A 20400-nucleotide genomic window follows, 5' to 3' on the forward strand; every position below is an offset into this window, starting at 1 on the left:
GACCTGTTACCATTAATGAGCAACTATCAGTCCCAGCATCTCCTGACACATCATCTGCTCCTTCCAATTCAGAACACGCGTCACGACCCCTTCCACGTGCAGCCTACACCTCGCAATCACGTCGTATGGCCGAGCGACAGGGGCTGGATCTTGTGGAAGCAAAGAAGACCATCGCCTCTCTCTGGGCGCAGTCGGATAATCAGCTGCATCGCTTCCGCACCCTGCTGAAAACAAGGGACTGGGTCATGCGTGCTGGAGACCGGCAGGATACCCGCAAGAACGCACATATAATCGAGACGGCTGATGGTGTTCTGATCGGGTCTTTCACGCGCCTGACGAAGACACGCATGAGGGATTTCCGCCAGTTTCTGGTGGATGACGCCGCCAGACCGAAACGCGGTGATATCAGGATAGCAGTCAAACCGCTTCTGGAGCGTGCTGCTCTGGAGACAGCTGCGATGGAACATCACGCAGAGCAGAGCGGTCTGCTTCTGCCGCCCTTCGAGGAACTGACGCGTGACCCCGAAGCATTTGCCAAAACGGCTACGAAAACAAGGCCGTCACAGCCGCCGCAGAGACAATCGAAGATCGTTTCGCTGGCTCGTATCGATAAGCTGCCACCGAACTTTGCTTACTACATCCAGCAGTGGAAGCACGAAGCCAGGGCGTGCCGCAGGGTGCTGAATGCAAGACCGCCTTTGGCGTATGGTCCCAAGCGCTCTGTCGATGAACAAGGCGCAGCTTTGTTTGCGCAGATTGAAGACACGCGCAGGCAGCTCTTTCAGACCGGAAAACAGCTGCAGGAAATGAAAAGAGAGCGCCGTACTCTGTACGACAAGGTGTTCGTCCTTTCGAAGAAGAAACGCCTCTCCCACCTCGATGAGGAAATCGAACGGCTTCCGAAAATGCTGGCCGAGATCCTGCGCTATTTGCTGGAAACCGTGTTCTGGCATCTGGGCCTGCGTACCACGCCGCCCGAGCCGCTTTGTCTGCCTGTGCCGACAGAACGCGAAGAGGCCAATGCGCGGCTGCGGAGAGAGAACCGTGAGCTGCTTCAGCAGATCTTCAGGCGGGACACATGCAGGGAATGGCTCAATGAACTCTGCCGCAAGACCGAGGAACTCAGGCAAGCGGAGATCGCCGCATGGAAAGCACGCCATGTTGCACAGTGCGATAGGGCCAGGCGAGATCTGGACCTGCTGGACGCGATCTGGAAGCAACCTGCAAAGCTGCCTCGTGCAACACAGGCAGAAATCATGAGATGCAAGCTAACCGGCAATCTCGAAAAAGCCAAATATGTGACGCGCACCGCTTTGAGGAAGTTGGAAGAGGCTGAGGCAGAACGACTGGCAGAGGAAATGAAGAGTGAAAAAACTGCGCCCTTCACCGAGCCACCGGCTCCATATCCTGTGAAAGGATCTCCCGCCTTAAAGGCCTGCTGACCAAACTCATGCTGGCCATTAAGACGATTATAACAACGAATATGGCCAGTATCTGCTGATGTAGAAAAGTGCGTTAGCTATTCCCATACTCAGAGACCGCACGGCATCCCGAGGTGATAAATGGTGTCATGACACAAACTGTATCCGCAGAGATTCTATGTTCGACGGACTCAGGCATGCGCGACACATCGCAACCCGCAGGGAGAGGCCTATATTGTTTGTCGAATGTGTCTTCCATTTCGCCAGCGCAGAGTTGTGCAACTGATCTTTGACCAAAACGCGCTATGCACTGAACACAACCGAAACGAACCGCTTTCGAAGCAAAAAAGGCGACAATTCGTCAACCCAGCCGCCCAAAACCACTCAGCTCGCTGGAAGATAGTGATCGAGCTTGAGAGAATAACGGGCATAGCGGTTCTCGCCAGTCCTGATGAACGCCCCAAGTGCAACCAGATCCGTTAGATCGCGCGTGGCTGTGGCGGACGTCGCTCCTGTGATCGCGCGATAGTTCTGGGCGCTCAAACCACCCTGAAATCCGTCTATTCCTTCAGCCAGCATCCGGAGTACGGCTTTCTCCTGGCGAGGGTTGATCTGTCCTTTCAGACCATCCAGAAAGCGCGTCTTTTCCACGACGAAACTGATCGTGGCAATTGTCCGGGATTGTGCCTCGAGAACGATACTTGCGAACCATGCCATCCAGCTCTCGATGTGATTGGATGTACTCGCCCGGTGCAGCTCATCGTAATACGCTTTTTTATGAGCATTGATGGTTGCGGCCAGCCCCGTCACTACCGGGGTTTCGAGACTTTGCGCCAAAGCCTTTTCAGCGAGAGCCCGACCGAGGCGACCATTCCCATCTTCAAAAGGATGAATGGTCTCGAACCAAAGGTGAGCGATCCCGGCCCGTTCCAACGCAGGCAACGGGCCTGTACCACCCAGCGCTGTCTCGTTATACCAATCGACAAATCGGGCCATTTCCGCAGGCACACGCTCGGAAGGTGGCGCTTCAAAATGAATATGCGGAGCATGCACGGGACCAGAGATAATCTGCATCGCTTCTTTATGTTGGCGATAACCACCAATAACCTCCCGATCGCGACGGCCATTCATCAGCATGGCATGCCAGGCGAACAGGCCCTGATCCGTCAGAGGCGTCGAACAGTTTCTATAGAGATCGGTCATCAATTCCGCAGCGCCTGCTTCAGCGGGGCTGGAGCGACGCCTGTCTGCGGCAAAGCCTAATTGTCGAGCTATCGATGATTGCACACTTGCACGATCAAGCACTTCGCCCTCAATAGCCGAGCTCTGCACCATTTCCTGAGACAGCAACTGCACGACAAGATGCTGAGTGGCCGCGTTGTCCAGATGTTGCATGGACCCGACGACGACGCCCGAACCTTTCAAAAGTCGCTTCTCAGCTTCTTCAAAACGAGCCCTATCAAATTGGAAACATGTCCAGTCCTGAAGCTGCCAGTTCCAACGCATGATCGATATCCCCACCATCTATCGATCACCATATCAGTCTTTCATGATTGATAGAAAGGATATCAATCTCTCATTCTCGCCGACATCACCTGTCGAACTCTCAAAACGCTTCACCCGATCATGACGGGCAAATCACAAGCCACGAGAACCTTCGGAATCAGCCCTTGCCTTCCCGGATTGTTTATCCAATAATAGAAATAAACAGCAAAAAGTAGAGATAGATAACTAAAATCGTTATAAATAGTGACTCAGACTACCCAGAGTACTTATATCGAGTAATATATTTTGCACAGCCATTCCATCAAGAGGCAGACACGCCCTTGCTTCGCGACTGCGGCGCACGCGATTTGTTCCCGCCGGTCCGACGTTGTGGGAGGCAACGTGACGCTGCCTTAAAGTTTCCCAATCTCGGGCAATAATCATGTTTATGCGAATCATTTGCATATAATTCCGCTCCATTCGAGACAAACGAGGGTGCTTGTCTTCGCCCTCCGGGCACCAAGCCACGCCCACAACCTTCTCTGGAGTGTTATGAAAAAGTACTGCCTTCCCCTGCTCTGTCTGGGTGTTTTCCCTGTAACGGTCCGGGCCGCCTCACCCAGCGACGCGCCGAACTCGCCTCTAAGCATGCCAACGCTCAATCAGACCTCCACCCGGCAGGCAAAAGCGCAGAATACGCTGACATCTCAGAAAACGGATGAGTTGATCACGGTCACAGGGCGCGCCACCCCGCCGCCAGAGATTACGGATACACGGTATCAGCCGACTCCCGATGCCTCCACCCTGCGCACCACAACGTCGGTGTTGAACATTCCGCAGGTGGTCAACATCGTCTCTCCCCAGGTCATCCGCGATCAGGAGCCACGCAATCTTGACGATGCACTGATCAATGTCAGTGGCATTACTCAAGGCAACACTCTGGCCGGCACGCAGGACACCATCATGAAGCGCGGCTTCGGCGGCAATCGCGACGGGTCGATCATGCACAATGGCATGCCGCTTGTCCAAGGCCGCGGTTTCAACGCTGCTGCAAACAGTGTGGAAGTGCTCAAAGGTCCTTCTTCACTGCTTTACGGCATCATGGACCCTGGCGGCGTCATCAATATCGTCAGCAAGAAACCCCGTCTTGAAGCCAAAACCGTCGCCTCAGTGATGGGTTCGACCTATGGCAGAGGCAAGAACGGGTTCGAAGGCATGCTCGACTCAACCGGCCCGATCGGGAAAGGCAAGCTGGCCTATCGCCTCGTGCTCGACCGGATTTCCGAGGATTACTGGCGCAATTTCGGCATGCATCAGGAAACGCTTATTGCGCCCTCATTGGCATGGCTGGGGCGAAAAACGCAGGTCACGGCCTGGTACGAATTTCGCGATTACCTTTATCCGTTTGACCGCGGCACCGCGCTCGATCCACGCACCAACAAGCCGCTCGACATTCCGGCCACGCGCCGTCTGGACGAAAATTTAAACCGCATGACCGGACAGAGTCATCTGGGCCAGATATCGCTCGATCATCGCTTTGGCGCGGGTTGGTCGGCCCATGTCAATTTCAGCTATAATCAGGAAACCTACGACGCCAATCAGCTGCGTGTGACAGGCGTCAATGTCGCGAAGGGCATACTCAGCCGCAGCAATGATGCCACCCATGGTGCCTATAGTTCGGATACTTATGGAACCGCCTATCTGGATGGACCCGTTACGATCGGCCGGTTCAAACAGACGATCCAGATCGGCATGGATGGCGAATACCGCCTGATCTATCGTCGCGATCTGCTGCGCCAGTCGAGCAAATACACCTTCAGCTACCTGCACCCGGTCTATGGGCTCGAGAACCCGTCCAGCACGATATCGGCCAGCGACAGTGACCAGACCGACAATCTGCATGATTATTCAGGCTTTCTGCGCGACACGTTCAAGCTGGGCGAGCGATGGGTTGTCGTGGGTGGTGTGCGCTACCTGAGCTACCGGCAGATTGCCGGGCGTGGACGCCCATTCAAGGCCAATACGGATATCGGCGACGGGGCCTTTCTGCCTCAGGCGGGACTCGTCTACCGTCTGGCGCCCTCATGGTCGCTCTATGGCAGCTACACCCAATCCCTCAGACCCGCCTCGACCATTGCCCCTCTCTCGAGCGGGCTGGTTCTCACTTCAGGATTCCAGCCTGAAAAGGGGCGTTCCTATGAGTTCGGCGTGAAAATGGCCCTGCGCAACCGCGTCACGGGCACGCTGGCTTTGTACGACATACACAAGCGCAATGTGCTGGTCTCGCAATATAACACCACCACCAACCTGACCGATTACCGCACGGCAGGGGCAGCACGGTCACGCGGTATAGAGCTCGATCTGGCGGGTCAGGTGACAAAGCGCCTGAGCATGATCGGAAGCTACGCCTATATGGACGGCGCCACGACCAAAGACCCGCTCTACGCAGGCAAGCAACTCTGGAACGCGGCGCGTCACACGGCTTCGCTCGGACTGGCTTACGATCTCGGTCCGGTTTTCGGTGAGGACAGGCTGCGTTTGGGCGGTGACGCCCATTATGTCGGCCAGCGCGCCGGCGACTCAGCGAACAGCTTTTTCCTGCCTGCCTATACGACAGGCGATCTGTTTGCGACCTATGACCGGGTCATCGCGCGACACAAGGTCAACGTCCAGTTCAATATCAAGAACCTGTCGAACCTTACCTATTATCCCTCGGCCGTGAACAGCTACTTCGTCTCGATGGGCGACGCGCGTCGCTTCTCGCTGCGTACCATGGTGGAATTCTGATGTTTCGTTTTTCTCTTCGGCGTCTCGCGCTCTTACTCCTGCCCTTGCTCCCCTGTGCCTTCATCACCAGAGCAGAGGCCGCGCCCATCCGCATTGCCTATCTGTGCAAGACAGACGGCCCCAATCGCACGGTGGACGATGCCGCCATCGCCCATATCACCACGCTTGGCTTCACGGTGCATCCGCTTTCCGAAAAAACCCGACCAGAAGCAGTTGCAGAGGATATGGTCGTTCTCTCCTCGACCGTCTCGGGCAAGAATGTCAGCCCTGCCTGGCGCGAAGCCACAAAGCCGCTCCTGACCTGGGAGAATGACAGTCTTGACGATCTTGCCATGACAGGAAAGCGCCATGACGTTGATTTCGGCGAGACAGAAAAGGAGCGCTATCTCTGGCTCGTAAATGCCCCTCACCCGATGAGCGGCGGCCTGCCTGCCGGTCTGGTGAATGCCTATACCAGGCAAAGCCCCATGAGCTGGGGCAAGCCGGGGCTGGGAGCAACGATCATCGCAACAGTTTACGGTCAACCCGAAAAGGCCGCGATCTTCGGCTATGAGAAAGGCGCGACCATGGATTACGAGAGTCTGGCGCCCGCGCGCCGCGTCATGATGTTCCTCGATAATGCCACCTTCACCATGGTTTCGCCGCAGGGATTGTGCCTTTTCGATTCCGCCCTCCTCTGGACCGCTGGCCGTACGGAGAGAGCCTCTTCCTGTGCGCATCTGACAGGCAACGCAAAGTCCACGGATTGAACTTGGGGCGACAAGATGACAAGCGCGGTGCAGTCAAAGCACGGCACAGGATTTGGCGATCTTCCCGATTGGATGACGATCGCCCTACCTCGATACGAAAACTACACTTAGGGACGTGCACCAAGGCTCACACCGGATAGCGCGCATCCCGATTGGGCGCGCGCTTCCATCCTCAAACCATGGCCTCAGGGCCAAGGGTAACGGACCAGGATTGGCATCCTCTGGCCCGCCGCGGTGATTGGGAAAGCTGGGAATTCCAGTTTCATTAAGCTTTCCCAATCCCGCGCAAATTCAATTGCCTGGAAACAGAAAGACACATAGCAACTGCGACGCATTATCATATTCGCAGGGTGCCATGAGTTTTCTCGCTCCGACCTTTATCCGACGATCCGCCACACTTGCCGCTCTGGCGCTCATGAGCACAGAATTATCCTCTCCCTCATCCGCCGTAGTCGGGACACAGGCCAGCGAGCCGATTACCGGGCACCCCACGAAGCGCGCAACCCCGCCTCAGAGGCTCATGCACCACAAAGGTGCGGGACAAGGCGGAATCGGGCACGACAACATCCACCACGCGCCTAACCAGAAGCGCGATACGGCATCGAAGGCGGCCGGCGTCACGCCCCCGCCGGAGGCGCACCCCGCGAATTATGCCTCGCAGGAAAAGGGCGTGGGGCGCGAGGACCTGACCGTCATCGGCAAGTCACACCCCCTGCTGACCGGGATCTCCCCTAATCGCAAATTCACCGCCTCGCTGCTCGATACGCCTCGTTCTGTCTCGGTCGTGACGAAAGACCAGATGAAACTGGTCAACGCGACTTCGTTCGAGGACGCCATGCGCACCGTGCCCGGGGTCAGCTTCCGCGGCGGTGATGCCTATGCCATTCCGGGCGGCAATTACCCGGTCATTCGCGGCTTTGGCTCCTACAGCAACATGTTCATCGACGGGCTGCGTGATAGCGGCGTGAGCCAGCGTGAAGTCTTCGACGTCGAGGAAATGGAGGTGCTCAAGGGACCAGGCTCCGTTTATGGCGGACGCGGCGGTCTGGGCGGGCAGATCAACATCATCAGCAAGAAAGCCCAGCTTGGCAATCTGACCTCCGGCCAGATCGGCTTTGGTACTGCCGCCTATAAGCGCGGTACGCTCGATATCAATCGTCAAATCGGACGTACAACCGCGTTTCGCCTCAATGCAATGGGGGCCGATGGCGACACGGCGGGTCGTGCGCCGATTGGCGGCCATAAATGGGGTGTTTCCCCCTCACTCGCTTTCGGCCTCGGCACGAAGACGCGCCTGACCCTTGGCTATTACCATCTTTATTCTTTCGACATGCCGGATTATTCCGCACCCTATAGCAAGATCACCCACGAGCCCCTGAAAATTCCCCGCAGCACCGTGCTTGGGCTGGAAGATCGCGATTTCGAGCGCAGTACAACCGATCTCGGCCAGATCATTCTGGAACGCGACCTGTTCAAGGACTTCATGTTCAGGAACACGCTCCAATGGACCAGCACGCAATACGATTATATCGCCACCAATCCGCAATGGCAGAGCACGGCCGTCAACAACCAGACCATCCTGCTCGAAGCCAAATCCGGCAAGTTCCATACGGATAATTTCCAGGAACAAGCCATGGTCTCCGGGACATTCGACACAGGGCCGATCCACCACGCCATCAATACCGGCATCGAGCTCTCGCGCGAACGTCTGACACGCAACGAATATTATGTTGTCGATTCAGGCGGTCATAATCTGCGTAATGGTGGCCCCTGCACCATCGCCTATAACTGCATCTCGGCCACCAATCTCGGTAGCTGGAGCGCCCATAATCCCTGGCTTGGCTCTTACACGCTGGGCGAGCCGGGCATCGCCCCGCTCAATACGAACGTTACTACCGGCTCGGCCTATGCCTTCGATACGATGAGCATGCTGCGCGACCACCTTCTGATCAATGGTGGTGTGCGCTTCGACCGGTTCATGACCTCTGCGGTTCAGGGCAATGTCGGGCTGAGCAATAACCAGAGCTTCATCAATTATCAGGCCGGGGCGGTCTACAAGCCCATCAAGCCCGTCAGCCTGTATTTCTCCTACGCCACTGCCTCCAACCCCGTCGGCGTCGATGCCGGAGCGGATGGCCATATCGCGCTCTCGACCGCCAATAACAAGCTTGCCCCTCAGAACGGCAAGAATATCGAGGTCGGTGCCAAGGCCGATCTGTTCAACGGACGTTTCTCGATCACAGGGTCGCTCTTCGACGGCAAGATGACCAATGCCCAGGTATCGGATGGCTATGGCAACCAGATTGACGCCGGGACGCAGCGCGTTCGTGGCGCGGAGATCAACGTTGCAGGCAGCATCACGCCGAAATGGGAGATGTTCGGCGGCTGGACGTATCTGGACAGTACGGTCATCGATGGCGGCCCGACCCATGCCAATGTGGGCAAGCGCTTCCCCTACACACCGGGTAATTCCATCGCGCTCTGGAGTACTTACAAGATCCTGCCACGCCTGAAGGCCGGTGGTGGTCTGACCTATATGAGCAAGCGCTATACCAATGTGAATAACCAGACCTGGGTGCCCGCCTATGTCCGCCTCGACATGGTCGCGGATTACCAGATCACGCGTACGCTTGATTTGCAGGCCAATCTGCAGAACCTGACCAACAAGCGCTACTATGACCGCGTCTATACCAACTACTCTCGCATCGCAGCGGGCCGCGCCGTGACCTTTCAGCTCACGCTCAAGATGTGACAACCAGAGGGAGGCAAATCTCGATACCCAGCCCCGGTGCGTTGTCATGCAGCGCGATGGTGCCACCATGGAGGGTAATGATGGCGCGCACCAGACTGAGTCCGATCCCGTTGCCCGGCACATGGCGGCTCGCATCGAGCCGCACCATCTTCTCGAAAACACGCTCCTGATCGGCCGTAGCGATGCCGGGGCCGGTATCATCGAGGCGGATGAGCATTTCAGCCTCTCCCCGTTGCGATGAGAGACTCACATGGCTGCCCGGCGGCGTGTGCAGCGTGGCATTTTCCAGCAGATTGGACAAAGCCTGCGTGAGGAGGACGCAACTGCCTTCGATCATGCAGGGTTTCGCCGCCAGTTCCTGGTGCCAGTACTGGCCATGCTGCTCGATCACAGGCCCGTAGAGCGACGCTAGTGTCTCGAGAACTCTGGTCATATCGATCCGGCCAGAATCCGGGATTTCCCTATAGGCCTCGAGCTGGGCCAGCTTGAGCAGCGACGCGAAGATCTCCAGAGCCTCATTCAGGCTTGCGCGCGCGAGATCCAGCGCGATCACGCCTTCCGACGCGGTGATCGAGCTTCCGGCCTTATCGAGGTGACGACCGAGATCGGCCAGTGGGCGCCGCATGTCATGGGCGATATCATCCGTAACCTGACGCACCCGCGCCAGAAGCGCCTCGTTTCGGTCGAGCATGGCGTTCAGACTCGCCGACAAGTGATTGAACTCGTCATCCATTTCGGTCAGGGGCAAGCGCCGCGACAGATCGCCCTCCATGATATCGCGCGCGGTCTGACTAATGACCTCGATCCTGCGAAGCAGCATGCGGCTCATACCATAGCCGCCCGTCACACCGATCAGCAGGAAACCCGCCATGCACCAGACGAGCGTAATGAAGAAGCCTCGTCTGAGCGTCTGGAGCGGCGCGCCCTCCATGCCGACGAAGAGATAACCACCATCATTCAGAACCGTACCGAAGCCGAGTACCGGGCGCCGCTCGGGCGGCCTGGTACGATGCGTCCATGAGAGCATCCGCCATCCTGCGACCGGACGTAGATGAAACATGTTGCCGGCCACGACATTCTGCGGCCGATCCTGAAGGAGATAGTAGAAGCCGGGCTCGCTTCGGACAAAATCGCGCATGACCGGCGCGAGATGCGCCACATCGTGCTGACCGGCATTGCTCAGCGCCTCATTGCATTCATTCATGACGGTCAGGCGCATCTGTCCGTCGAGCTGGTTTATGCCCCTCGTTCCGGACCAGACCACCCCTGCCATACCGCAGACGACGAGACAGACCGCAAACGACGCAATGATCCTGAAAGACGTACTCCTAAGAACCGGCAGTGCCTGTCCCTGGCGACCCTGGCCCGGCACGTCACCCATCGTGACGCAACACGTAGCCCTGGCCTTTCACGGTATGCAGAACTGGCGCGGCGTCACGCCCCAGCCGCTCGCGCAAGCGGCTGATATGGGTTTCCACGAGATTTGTGTGCACCGGAAAATCCATCCCCCAGACGTTCTGAAGCAGCATTGTGCGCGAGAGGACAGTGAGCGGATGCCGCATGAAATATTCAAGCAAAGCCAGCTCCTGAGACTGGATATAGAGCTTCACGCCACGACGAAACACCTCCCGCCTTACGAGATCGAGCTCCAGATCCCCAAAGACCAGACGGGTACGGTTGGCAGGCTGATCGGCGCGGCGCATAAGCGTCTCGATCCGCGCCCGGAGCTCCGGCAGCGCGAAGGGTTTGACCAGATAATCATCGGCACCGCTCCGCAATCCCTCCACACGGTCGCGTATGCCGTCCATCGTGGTCAGGAAAAGAACCGGGGTCTCGAGCCCTGCGACACGCATGGATTTGAGAATGGACAGTCCATCCGTCATCGGGAGGCGACGATCGAGGACAATGCAATCCCATCCAGCGTCGAGAGCAAGGATCTGCCCCGTCGCGCCGTCACTCGCCATCGTCACGTCCATCCCCCATTCCTCCATGGCTCCGATTGCATGGGAGAGAAGGGAAAGATCATCCTCGATCATGAGAACGCGCTTGCCATCGCAGGTCATGGGGCACTCCGTTGCGCAGGATATCCTGATATCGTTCCTCGCGCGGAGATGCCATAGGGATCAGGCTGCCATGGCGTTGACCCCCTCTCGCGCGGGCAGCTCCCATGGCGGGGCCGGGCGAAGGCGGCATGGAAGTATCATATCTGCCCCTAAGGGTTCTTTATGTGCCTTCTTGCATCATTCGGTCATGACGTCTCATTTTTGACTCATTCCCTGATGGAAAAAAACGGATGCCCGCCCCCTTCTCCCCATCCCCGCATTGCCCGGACGCACAGGCAATCCATGAACCCTGCGCTGCGAAGGAACCCGCTCCCTTGCGGGGAACACAGCGCGACCTTCATCTCATAGGGTCTGCCGAAACCTTTTCTCAACTTCCTCCTCCATACCATCCCTCCCGGTGACGATCACCCGACGGGGCTTGGGAGGGTGGGCAGGAGACAATGCGGGCTGTCGCACGTTCCTACGGTGACCCGTTGCCTCCCGCCCATGGCCAACCCGGAGTTTTCCCATGATCCCCCCCTCAAGAACAGTTGCAGAGACGGGCAAGGCGCGCCCCTCGATCGCGTTGATATGTGGCCTCATGCTTACGACCGGCATGCTGCTCTCCTGCCCTCCCTCCCTTGCCCGAGGGGTAGCGCTGAATCTTGTGGCGACGAGCACTACCCTGGACTGGAATGCTGTAGCCTTGACCAGTGGGCATGTTCTGGTGGGAGGGCCTCGCTGGACGGGCTTCCCCGGTCCTTCGGTCGCCCTTGTGACTCAGGGGAACAGAATACGCCCCTTTCCTGATAAGGAATGGAATAGCTGGGCACCCGGGCAGGATGCTCGAAAGCGCTTCGTGAATGTCAACGCGCTGCACGTCGATCCCGAAGGCACGGTCTGGGTTGTCGATACCGGCACACCGGAATTCGGCGGACCTCCCGTCAAGGACGGTGCCAAGCTCGTTCGGATCGACGCCTCCAAAGGCACAATCCTGCGGATTTACCCTTTGGGGCCGGAGGTCGCACCGGTAGGCAGCTATGTCGATGATATCCGTTTCAACGGGCCGCATGCCTATCTGACGGATGCAGGGACCGGCGCGCTACTGGTGCTCGATCTGGCGAGTGGCGGGGTCCGCCGCGTTCTGGCTGGCAACCCCGCCGCTATGGCGCAGCCCGGGCGCCCCATCGTTGTTGACGGGCAGGTTCTGCGCAAGGGCGATGGCACGCCGATGCTCATCAATGCCGACCCGCTCGAGGTGAGTCCTGACGGGCGCTTCCTGTATTTCGGTCCGCTTGCTGGCCCCTGGTCACGCATCCCTACCGCTGCACTCGATGATCCGAACCTTTCCGACAAGGAACTGGCCGCCACCGTCGAACCTTGGGCCGATATCCCGCCTATCGGGGGCAGCGCCATGGATAGCAAAGGAAGACTCTATTTCACCGCACTGCGCGACGACACGCTCTATCGCCGCGACCCGGATGGCAAGATCACCATGCTCGCCAGGGATCATCGACTGCACTGGGCCGACGCGCCGTTCCTGAACAAGGATAACACGCTCTGGCTCCCAGTCGCACAACTCGATCGCCTCTCCCGGTTCAATGGAGGAAAATCGCATATACGCCAGCCCTTTGCTCTTTATTCTGTCCCCCTCCCGCCCTGATCATGTCAGCGCCAAGGCAATACGGTGAGGAAGACGCCCGACCGAGCGCCCTGACAATACCCGAAAGATCCTTCTCTTGACGGTATGATCGCAAACAGGGAATGGCCTATAAGCGGCACGACGCCCCGTACCTGCCACGGGCATATGATCTTTGGCCCCGGCACGCTTTCACGCGGCCTTGCACGATGAGGAGATATCATGAAACCGTCCCTGACGAAGACGTGCCAGATCCTGGGGGTTCCGACCCAGAGCGGGACCTCCGAACGGGGATGCATCATGGGACCGACTGCCTTTCGTATCGCCGGTCTGCCCGAAATGCTGGAGGAACTTGGTTGGGGAGTCACCGATGTGGGCGATGCCACCCCTTCTGCCCTGACCGCAGTAAGCCACTCGAACCCCGCCGTACGCAACCTCGATGCGATCATCGCGTGGACCGAAGCCGTCAGCACACGGGCCTATGAAATGGCGCGCAGCTGCGATTTCCCCATTTTTCTGGGCGGAGACCACTCCATGTCGGCGGGTACGGTCAGCGGCGTTGCCCGCTATGCCGAGGAACGGGGACAACCGCAATTCGTGCTCTGGCTAGACGCTCATACGGATCTGCACACGCTTCACACCACCACCAGCGGTAATCTGCACGGCACGCCGGTCGCTTATTTCACGGGGCAGCCCGGCTTTGAGGCGTGCCCGCCCCCGGTCGCGACGGTCGATCCGCATCATGTGTGCATGATGGGCATTCGCTCGGTCGATCAGGCAGAAAAGCGCCATGTCGCTGAAATCGGCATCTCGGTTTTCGATATGCGCGCAATAGATGAGCAAGGCGTTGTCCAGCCTCTGAACGGCTTTCTCGACCGGGTACGCGCAGCAGGAGGCAGGCTTCATGTGAGCCTCGATGTGGATTTTCTCGATCCCGAAATCGCCCCTGCTGTGGGCACCACCGTTGCGGGAGGGGCGACCTACCGTGAAGCTCATCTGATCATGGAGATCCTGCATGACAGTGGCCTCGTGACGTCACTGGATCTCGCGGAGCTCAACCCTTTTCTGGATGTGCGGGCCCGTACGGCGCTCCTCATGACTGATCTGGCGGCCAGCCTGTTCGGGCGGCGCGTTCTCGAACGCAAGACAAGGACATACTGACATGGCGCTGACGGGTCCCGCTCCCTCTCCCCTCGCCTTCGTGCCCTTCGTCTCGGTACAGAACATGATGGCACTGGTTCATACCCTTGGCATCAATCGTTTTCTGAGAGAATTGGCGGCCTATATCGAGGCAGATTTCAGACGCTGGCCCGAATTCGACAAGACACCACGCATTGCAGCGCATTCGGCAGAGGGCGTGATCGAACTGATGCCGACGAGCGATCACACGCTCTATGGCTTCAAATATGTCAACGGCCATCCGAAGAACATGAAGGAAGGCCTGCAAACCGTGACAGCTTTCGGGATGCTGGCCGATGTGGCCTCGGGCTATCCGGTGCTGTTATCCGAGATGACCGTACTCACCGCGCTGCGTACCGCAGCCATGTCGGCCGTTGCAGCCACGCACTTGGCCCCGGCAGGCGCCCGTGTAATGGCCGTCATCGGCAATGGCGCACAATCCGAATTCCAGGCGATCGCCTTTCGAGAATTGCTCGGGATCACCACGTTGCGGCTTTTCGATATCGACCCCGCCGCATCGGAAAAATGCCGACGCAATCTCGCAGGGCTCGGCTTTGACATCACGATATGCGAAAGCAGCGAAAAGGCGGTCGAAGGGGCGGATATCATCACCACCGTGACCGCCGACAAGCAATGCGCCACCATACTCTCCGACAACATGGTCGGAAGCGGGGTGCATATCAATGCCGTGGGTGGCGACTGCCCCGGCAAGACCGAGTTGCACCGCGACATCCTGACGCGCGCCGCCATTTTCGTTGAATATCCGCCCCAGACCCGCATAGAGGGCGAAATCCAGCAGTTGGCGGAGGACCACCCGGTAACGGAACTCTGGCAGGTGATGACAGGGGATGCCGCCGGGCGGAGAAGCCAGAGCGAAATCACCTTGTTCGACTCGGTCGGGTTTGCGATCGAGGATTTTTCGGCCCTGCGCTATGTGCGCGATAATATCGCCGGGACCGGGCTCTATGAACGGTTGGATATGCTGGCCGATCCGGATGATCCGCGCGACCTCTTTGGCATGGTGCAGCGCGCGACCGGGATCAGCTAGAGCAACGCTCCGCGGGGCAGTCGTCCGCAACCGGCCCGCCGAACGCCTGCATTCCAGCGATCATGTGGATCGTCATGGCCTGCCCAGATTCAGGAAACCGGGCGAGGCGTATGGCAGGACGCCGTCAGAGCCCTCCCTGCTCGACAATGAAGCGGGCGATCTCGGCCACGCCCTGACCGGCCTTGATATTCGCGAAAACAAAGGGACGCGCGCCGCGCATCTTGCGACTGTCACGATCCATCACCCCAAGATCGGCGCCGACATAAGGGGCCAGATCGATCTTGTTGATCACGAGCAGATCACTGCGCGTGATCCCAGGGCCGCCCTTGCGCGGAATCTTGTCCCCGGCCGAGACATCGATGACGTAAATCGTCAGATCGGCCAGCTCCGGGCTGAACGTCGCCGCGAGATTATCGCCACCGCTCTCGACCAGAACCAGATCCAGCCCCTCGAAGCGCTCGGTCAGTTCAGCGATGCCGGCCAGATTGATGCTGGCATCCTCACGTATGGCCGTATGGGGGCACCCGCCGGTCTCGATCCCCATGATCCGTTCAGAGGGAAGCGAGCCCGCTCGCGTCAGGAATTCGGCATCCTCGCGCGTATAGATGTCATTCGTGATGGCGGCGATATTATACCCATCGCGAAAAACGCGACATAGCGCATCCATCAGCGCCGTCTTGCCCGTTCCGACGGGGCCGCCAATTCCCACGCGCAGTGGGCCGTGTTTTGCCTGGGTCATGTTCTGAACAACCTTGTCGTCTGGGTTTCGTGATGCATGGCAGCGAGATCGGAGCGGAAACAGGCGCCTCCGACATCGTCGAGTGTTCGAGCGCCAGTGAGCGCAACGAGCCTGACCAGCAACGGGTCAAGGCGGGCAAGTGTCTGCAGCCCGTCCGTCTGGCCCAGGGGCACAAGCCGAACGGCAGAGGAAACCAGCGCGGCCAACGTGGCATACCCTCCTGCCAAAAGCGCCTGATGCCTGCTTATCCCGCCGCGCCGGAAGACCATGCCCTGCGCCACGGGAAGCGGCCAGCGCTGTCCCCGCAGGGCTTCCGGCTCGGGGGCAACCTGCCAGGAGTCAGCTGCCTTCAGGAAAGCCTCCCCCTGATAGATCGTCTCTTCATAACGCTCGCGCGAAGAGGCGCACGCGCAGGCGAAAGCCGCGAGTTCTCTCAAGGGCTCGATCTCTGCGCCCATGCGCCAGGCCTCCTGGAGGATAATCAGATCACTACCGGGCGCGCCATGGTCGAACAGACAGGTAATCCAGGCGCAAAGCGTCGCGACGTCATGCACATCTCCTGTCTCCACCGCCCATTCCAGCCCGTGACTATAGGCATAGCCGCCGGTCGGAAAGGCAGGGGATACCCAGGAGAGCAGACGCAGAAATGCCCCTGCCCCGTCCGGAGTTTCCTCCTCAGCCATGCGCGTGATCGTGGCCACCCTGCAGGCTCAGGCCGACGCCGTCGTCGGTTTCCTGGGCGCGCGCATGGGCGTGATGGTGGTCGTGGTGGTGATGATGATGTTCATGCCCGTGGGAATGGTCATGAGCATGTCCGCCCCCTGCATGCCCCCCTGACCGACCGGCATAAGCCCCGCTCTCCGGGTCGAACGGTGCTTCGACATCCCGCACGTGCCCGCCCAGCCCGCCGATCATGTCCGCAATCACATGGTCTCGCCTCACGAGTATGGCGTGTTCGCCAATAGCCGCCGGCAAATGGCGGTTACCCAGATGCCAGGCCAGTTGCAGCAATTGCAGCGTGCCGTGGGCGGTTACTTCCATGAGATCTTCGGGCAAGGCCCTGACCAGAATGGTCCGACCATCTTCCAGACGCAGACCGTCACCGCCGCGCAGAAGCCGTGCATGCTCCAGTTCCAGACGGATCTTCTCGCCACTGGCCAGTGTCAGCATCATTCTTCGGCGATGCCGTCCCTCATAATCGGCAGCAAAAATACCGCTCGCATCGGCTTCAAGCCAGCTCCCGGCAGGAAGGATTTCGAGAATACGGGTCATCAGAACAGAAAATACCTCTGGGCCATGGGCAGGATTTCGGCGGGCTCGCACGTCAGGAGCACGCCATCGGCCCGCACTTCATAAGTTTCGGGATCAACTTCGATATGGGGCATGGCATCGTTATGAATCATGCTGCGCTTGCCGATTCCACCACGCACGTTCCGCACCGCCGAGAGGCGACGCTCGAGCCCGAGCCTCGCACCGATATCATCCTCAAGCGCCGCCTGGGACACGAATGTGAGGCTGGTCCGCGCAAGCGCGCGACCGAACCCGCCAAACATCATGCGGCCATGCACCGGCTGCGGTGTAGGGATAGACGCATTCGGGTCACCCATCATGGCATAGACAATCATGCCCCCCTTGATCACCTGCTCGGGTTTCACGCCAAAAAATGCGGGCTCCCAGAGTACCAGATCGGCCAGCTTGCCGGTTTCAACCGAACCGACCTCATGGGACAACCCATGCGCGATCGCAGGATTGATCGTGTATTTCGCGATATAGCGTTTGACCCGCGCGTTATCGGCCGCGCCATCATCGGCCAGGGCGCCGCGCTGGATTTTCATCTTGTGTGCGGTCTGCCATGTGCGCAGCGGCACTTCTCCGACGCGCCCCATGGCCTGACTGTCCGAGGACATCATCGACAGCACGCCCATATCGTGAAAGATGTCTTCCGCCGCAATCGTTTCGCGTCGGATGCGACTCTCGGCAAAGGCAATGTCCTCGGGCACCTGCTGATCCAGATGATGGCAGACCATCAGCATATCCAGATGCTCGTCGAGCGTGTTCACCGTGAAGGGCCGTGTGGGATTGGTGGAAGACGGCAGCACATTGGGCAGACCCGCCACGCGGATGATGTCGGGCGCATGCCCCCCTCCGGCGCCCTCGGTATGGAACGCGTGAATCGTGCGCCCCTGAAACGCAGCGATCGTGTCCTCCACAAAACCGCTCTCATTGAGCGTGTCGGAGTGGATCATGACCTGCACATCCATCCGGTCTGCGACGCTCAGGCAGCAATCGATGGCGGCCGGAGTGGAACCCCAGTCTTCATGCAGCTTCAGACAACTCGCGCCGGCTCTGATCATCTCCTCCAGCGCCTCGGGCCGCGAGGCATTGCCCTTGCCCGCGAAAGCGAGATTGACGGGAAAACCTTCGGCCGCCTCGATCATACGTTCCAGATGCCAAGGCCCCGGCGTGCAGGTGGTCGCGGTGGTGCCGCTCGCCGGTCCGGTGCCGCCACCCAGCATTGTCGTAACGCCTGAGGACAAGGCCTCTTCGATCTGCTGCGGGCAGATATAGTGGATATGGCTGTCGATGCCGCCCGCCGTGACGATCTTGCCCTCGCCCGCAATGATCTCTGTGCCCGGCCCGATGATGATATCCACGCCGGGCTGAATATCGGGATTTCCCGCCTTGCCGATTCCGGCGATCCGCCCGTCGAGAATGCCGATATCCGCCTTCACGATCCCCCAATGGTCGATGATGACCGCATTGGTGATCACGGTATCCATGGCCCCTTCGGCGCGCGTGCGCTGCGACTGGCCCATGCCATCACGAATGGTCTTTCCCCCGCCGAAACGGACTTCCTCGCCATAGATCGTATGATCGCGCTCGATCTCGATGATGAGGGCCGTATCGGCCAGCCTGAGCCGATCACCGGTCGTGGGACCGAACTGGGCAGCGTAGTCATGTCTGGAAAGACGCATCATGGATCAACACTCCCCATGACATCCCCCCGAAACCCGATCACGCGGCGCAGGCCGCGCAGCGGGACCAGTGTGACCTCCCGATCCTGCCCCGGCTCGAAGCGTATTGCCCCACCGGACGGAACATCCAGACGCCAGCCACGCGCCCTGTCCCGGTCGAACACAAGCGCTGGATTGACCTCGGCAAAATGATAATGACTTCCCACCTGCACCGGACGATCTCCCGTATTGGTCACCAGAACGAGCAGGCGTGGCTGGCCCTCATTAAGCGCGATATCCCCTTCCGCCGGCAGCAATTCGCCGGGGACGGCGCCGGGGGGCAAAGTTTCAGCGTATCGGGTCATGGACAGTCACCAGCTTCGTACCATCGGGAAAGGTTGCCTCGACCTGCACGTCGTGAATCATCTCGGCCACGCCCTGCATGACCTGATCGCGCGTGAGAACCCGGCCGCCACTGGCCATGAGTTCCGCCACGCTTCGGCCATCGCGCGCGCCCTCGAGCACGTGGTCGGTGATCAGGGCTACGGCCTCGGGATAATTGAGCACAACACCCCGCTCGAGCCGCCGTCTGGCCACCTGCGCGGCCATGGCCACAAGCAGCTTGTCCTTTTCCCGAGGGGTCAGTTTCATGTCCTGCTCAACTCCATCTCAGATATGCGGTCATGATCGTCGAATACAGCCATCAGCTCACGATCTCCACGTGGCGGGCATGGGGCGACCACCACGCAGGATCGGCAGGATATGCCTGATCGTCTTTTCCAGCGCCCAACCGCCCGATGCAATCCCGCGCACCACCAGCATGCCATTCCAGGCCGAGGCGGCGAAACTGCCAGTATACCCGGCTTCCAATGCCTCTCGCACCGGGGTGAGCAACGCTTCTGCCCGGGGAGAAACCAGAATCAGCGTAGCATTGGCGGGCGCGCCGTCGCCAGCGGCCTTGGAGGCGAGAAGGCCAGACACGGTCTTGCTCTCAAGCCGCAGGAGATCTTCCAGGATGAGCCTGCCCTCACGGCGAATTGTCAGCCGATCGCGCAGCGCAAGAGTTTCGACGATCTCGCCCGATCCGGTCCGCCCGAAAATCCGGCTCTCAAGATAAAGAAATTGGGCTGTCGCCGCCATATCGACCCGCATGACCCGGCGCATGACGCTTCCATCAAAAAACAATGTGCCATGAGGCAGCCAGTCGAGGCAGGCTCCTGCCTCAAGGCGACAGGTCAGATCGATCTCCGAGGGCGGGTCCGCTGCCCGCGCCCTATAGACACGCTCGGCGGCCTGTGAGGTAACGAGTAACTGCGTTCCCGCCCTACAGCCGATACGCCCCTCGATACGATCCCCTCCTGCCATACCGCCCGAGATATTCACCGTGACGGCCTCGAGCATGGGCGTTTCCACGCGGGGAAAAAGCAGGCGACAACAGCCCCCCTGCACCAGATCTGCCATGACTGTGCGCCCGTCACGCTGCTTGACGTCGAGCCCGAACCAGCCTCTTGCACGTTGCAACCCCGGCTCGGTCCCCGCCGTGAGCGGCCGGGTTGCGGAAGGCGCCGTCATGACACGAGCCGCAGTGAGCATACCGAGCTCCGG

The 20400-nt window shown here is 59.3% G+C and carries 16 protein-coding genes and 1 pseudogene; 7 read left to right on the forward strand and 10 right to left on the reverse strand.

All coding sequences use genetic code 11. The features are described from left to right. Positions 1-371 precede the first annotated feature (371 nt). Positions 372-1442, forward strand: coding sequence for a hypothetical protein (locus WFJ47_RS06455; RefSeq protein WP_336761723.1), 1071 nt, complete (start codon positions 372-374; stop codon positions 1440-1442). A gap of 363 nt (positions 1443-1805) precedes the next feature. On the opposite strand, the gene WFJ47_RS06460 is transcribed toward WFJ47_RS06455, so the two are convergent. After that, the gene (locus WFJ47_RS06460) at positions 1806-2927 is read right to left on the reverse strand and encodes a Fic family protein (RefSeq protein ID WP_336761725.1); all 1122 of its coding nucleotides are present in this window, start codon (positions 2925-2927) and stop codon (positions 1806-1808) included. 531 nt (positions 2928-3458) lie between these two features. Here WFJ47_RS06460 and WFJ47_RS06465 point away from each other — a divergent pair. The 3 genes from WFJ47_RS06465 to WFJ47_RS06475 all read left to right on the forward strand — a co-directional run bounded on the left by WFJ47_RS06465 (position 3459) and on the right by WFJ47_RS06475 (position 9194). After that, a complete protein-coding gene (locus WFJ47_RS06465) occupies positions 3459-5693 on the forward strand; it encodes a TonB-dependent siderophore receptor (RefSeq protein ID WP_336761727.1) in 2235 nt (744 codons plus the stop codon). Further along, the gene (locus WFJ47_RS06470; RefSeq protein ID WP_336761729.1) at positions 5693-6442 is read left to right on the forward strand and encodes a hypothetical protein; all 750 of its coding nucleotides are present in this window, start codon (positions 5693-5695) and stop codon (positions 6440-6442) included. Before WFJ47_RS06465 ends, WFJ47_RS06470 begins: the two co-directional genes overlap by 1 nt. Before the next feature lie 355 nt (positions 6443-6797). Beyond that, positions 6798-9194, forward strand: a complete 2397-nt coding sequence (locus WFJ47_RS06475) for a TonB-dependent siderophore receptor (RefSeq protein WP_336761731.1) — start codon at positions 6798-6800, stop codon at positions 9192-9194. Here the strand turns inward: WFJ47_RS06475 and WFJ47_RS06480 are convergent. Then, positions 9184-10575, reverse strand: coding sequence for an ATP-binding protein (locus WFJ47_RS06480; RefSeq protein ID WP_336761733.1), 1392 nt, complete (start codon positions 10573-10575; stop codon positions 9184-9186). The genes WFJ47_RS06475 and WFJ47_RS06480 overlap by 11 nt on opposite strands. Further along, on the reverse strand, positions 10568-11257 hold the full coding sequence (locus WFJ47_RS06485) for a response regulator transcription factor (RefSeq protein ID WP_336761734.1): 690 nt from the start codon (positions 11255-11257) through the stop codon (positions 10568-10570). The genes WFJ47_RS06480 and WFJ47_RS06485 overlap by 8 nt, the downstream gene beginning before the upstream one ends. Before the next feature lie 508 nt (positions 11258-11765). Here WFJ47_RS06485 and WFJ47_RS06490 point away from each other — a divergent pair. From WFJ47_RS06490 to WFJ47_RS06500, 3 genes are all read left to right on the forward strand, one after another. Continuing rightward, the gene (locus tag WFJ47_RS06490) at positions 11766-12899 is read left to right on the forward strand and encodes an L-dopachrome tautomerase-related protein (protein WP_336761736.1); all 1134 of its coding nucleotides are present in this window, start codon (positions 11766-11768) and stop codon (positions 12897-12899) included. Between the two features lie 198 nt (positions 12900-13097). Continuing rightward, positions 13098-14036, forward strand: coding sequence for an arginase (gene rocF / locus WFJ47_RS06495; protein ID WP_336761738.1), 939 nt, complete (start codon positions 13098-13100; stop codon positions 14034-14036). A 1-nt stretch (position 14037) separates the two neighbouring features. Next, positions 14038-15102, forward strand: coding sequence for an ornithine cyclodeaminase (locus WFJ47_RS06500; protein WP_127101876.1), 1065 nt, complete (start codon positions 14038-14040; stop codon positions 15100-15102). A gap of 124 nt (positions 15103-15226) precedes the next feature. Here WFJ47_RS06500 and ureG read toward each other — a convergent pair whose 3' ends face one another. The 7 genes and pseudogenes from ureG to WFJ47_RS06535 all read right to left on the reverse strand — a co-directional run bounded on the left by ureG (position 15227) and on the right by WFJ47_RS06535 (position 20388). Next, complete coding sequence (gene ureG, locus WFJ47_RS06505) at positions 15227-15841, reverse strand: urease accessory protein UreG (protein ID WP_127101875.1); 615 nt, start codon at positions 15839-15841, stop codon at positions 15227-15229. Continuing rightward, positions 15838-16524, reverse strand: a complete 687-nt coding sequence (locus WFJ47_RS06510; protein ID WP_336761742.1) for an urease accessory UreF family protein — start codon at positions 16522-16524, stop codon at positions 15838-15840. Before WFJ47_RS06510 ends, ureG begins: the two co-directional genes overlap by 4 nt. 85 nt (positions 16525-16609) lie before the next feature. Then, positions 16610-17113: pseudogene (locus WFJ47_RS06515) on the reverse strand (urease accessory protein UreE); the annotation flags it as partial. Beyond that, positions 17113-18819 (reverse strand): urease subunit alpha, encoded by a 1707-nt coding sequence (ureC, locus tag WFJ47_RS06520; RefSeq protein WP_336761744.1) that lies wholly within the window; start codon positions 18817-18819, stop codon positions 17113-17115. The pseudogene WFJ47_RS06515 and the gene ureC, both read right to left, overlap by 1 nt. After that, positions 18816-19160: an urease subunit beta gene (locus tag WFJ47_RS06525; protein ID WP_336761746.1), complete on the reverse strand. Its 345-nt coding sequence runs from the start codon at positions 19158-19160 to the stop codon at positions 18816-18818. The genes ureC and WFJ47_RS06525 overlap by 4 nt, the downstream gene beginning before the upstream one ends. After that, positions 19144-19446: an urease subunit gamma gene (locus WFJ47_RS06530; RefSeq protein WP_336761747.1), complete on the reverse strand. Its 303-nt coding sequence runs from the start codon at positions 19444-19446 to the stop codon at positions 19144-19146. The genes WFJ47_RS06525 and WFJ47_RS06530 overlap by 17 nt, the downstream gene beginning before the upstream one ends. Positions 19447-19503: 57 nt before the next feature. Next, positions 19504-20388: an urease accessory protein UreD gene (locus WFJ47_RS06535; protein WP_336761748.1), complete on the reverse strand. Its 885-nt coding sequence runs from the start codon at positions 20386-20388 to the stop codon at positions 19504-19506. Positions 20389-20400: the final 12 nt, after the last annotated feature.

Source organism: Asaia sp. VD9 (assembly GCF_037150015.1).
Taxonomy (GTDB): Bacteria; Pseudomonadota; Alphaproteobacteria; order Acetobacterales; family Acetobacteraceae; genus Asaia.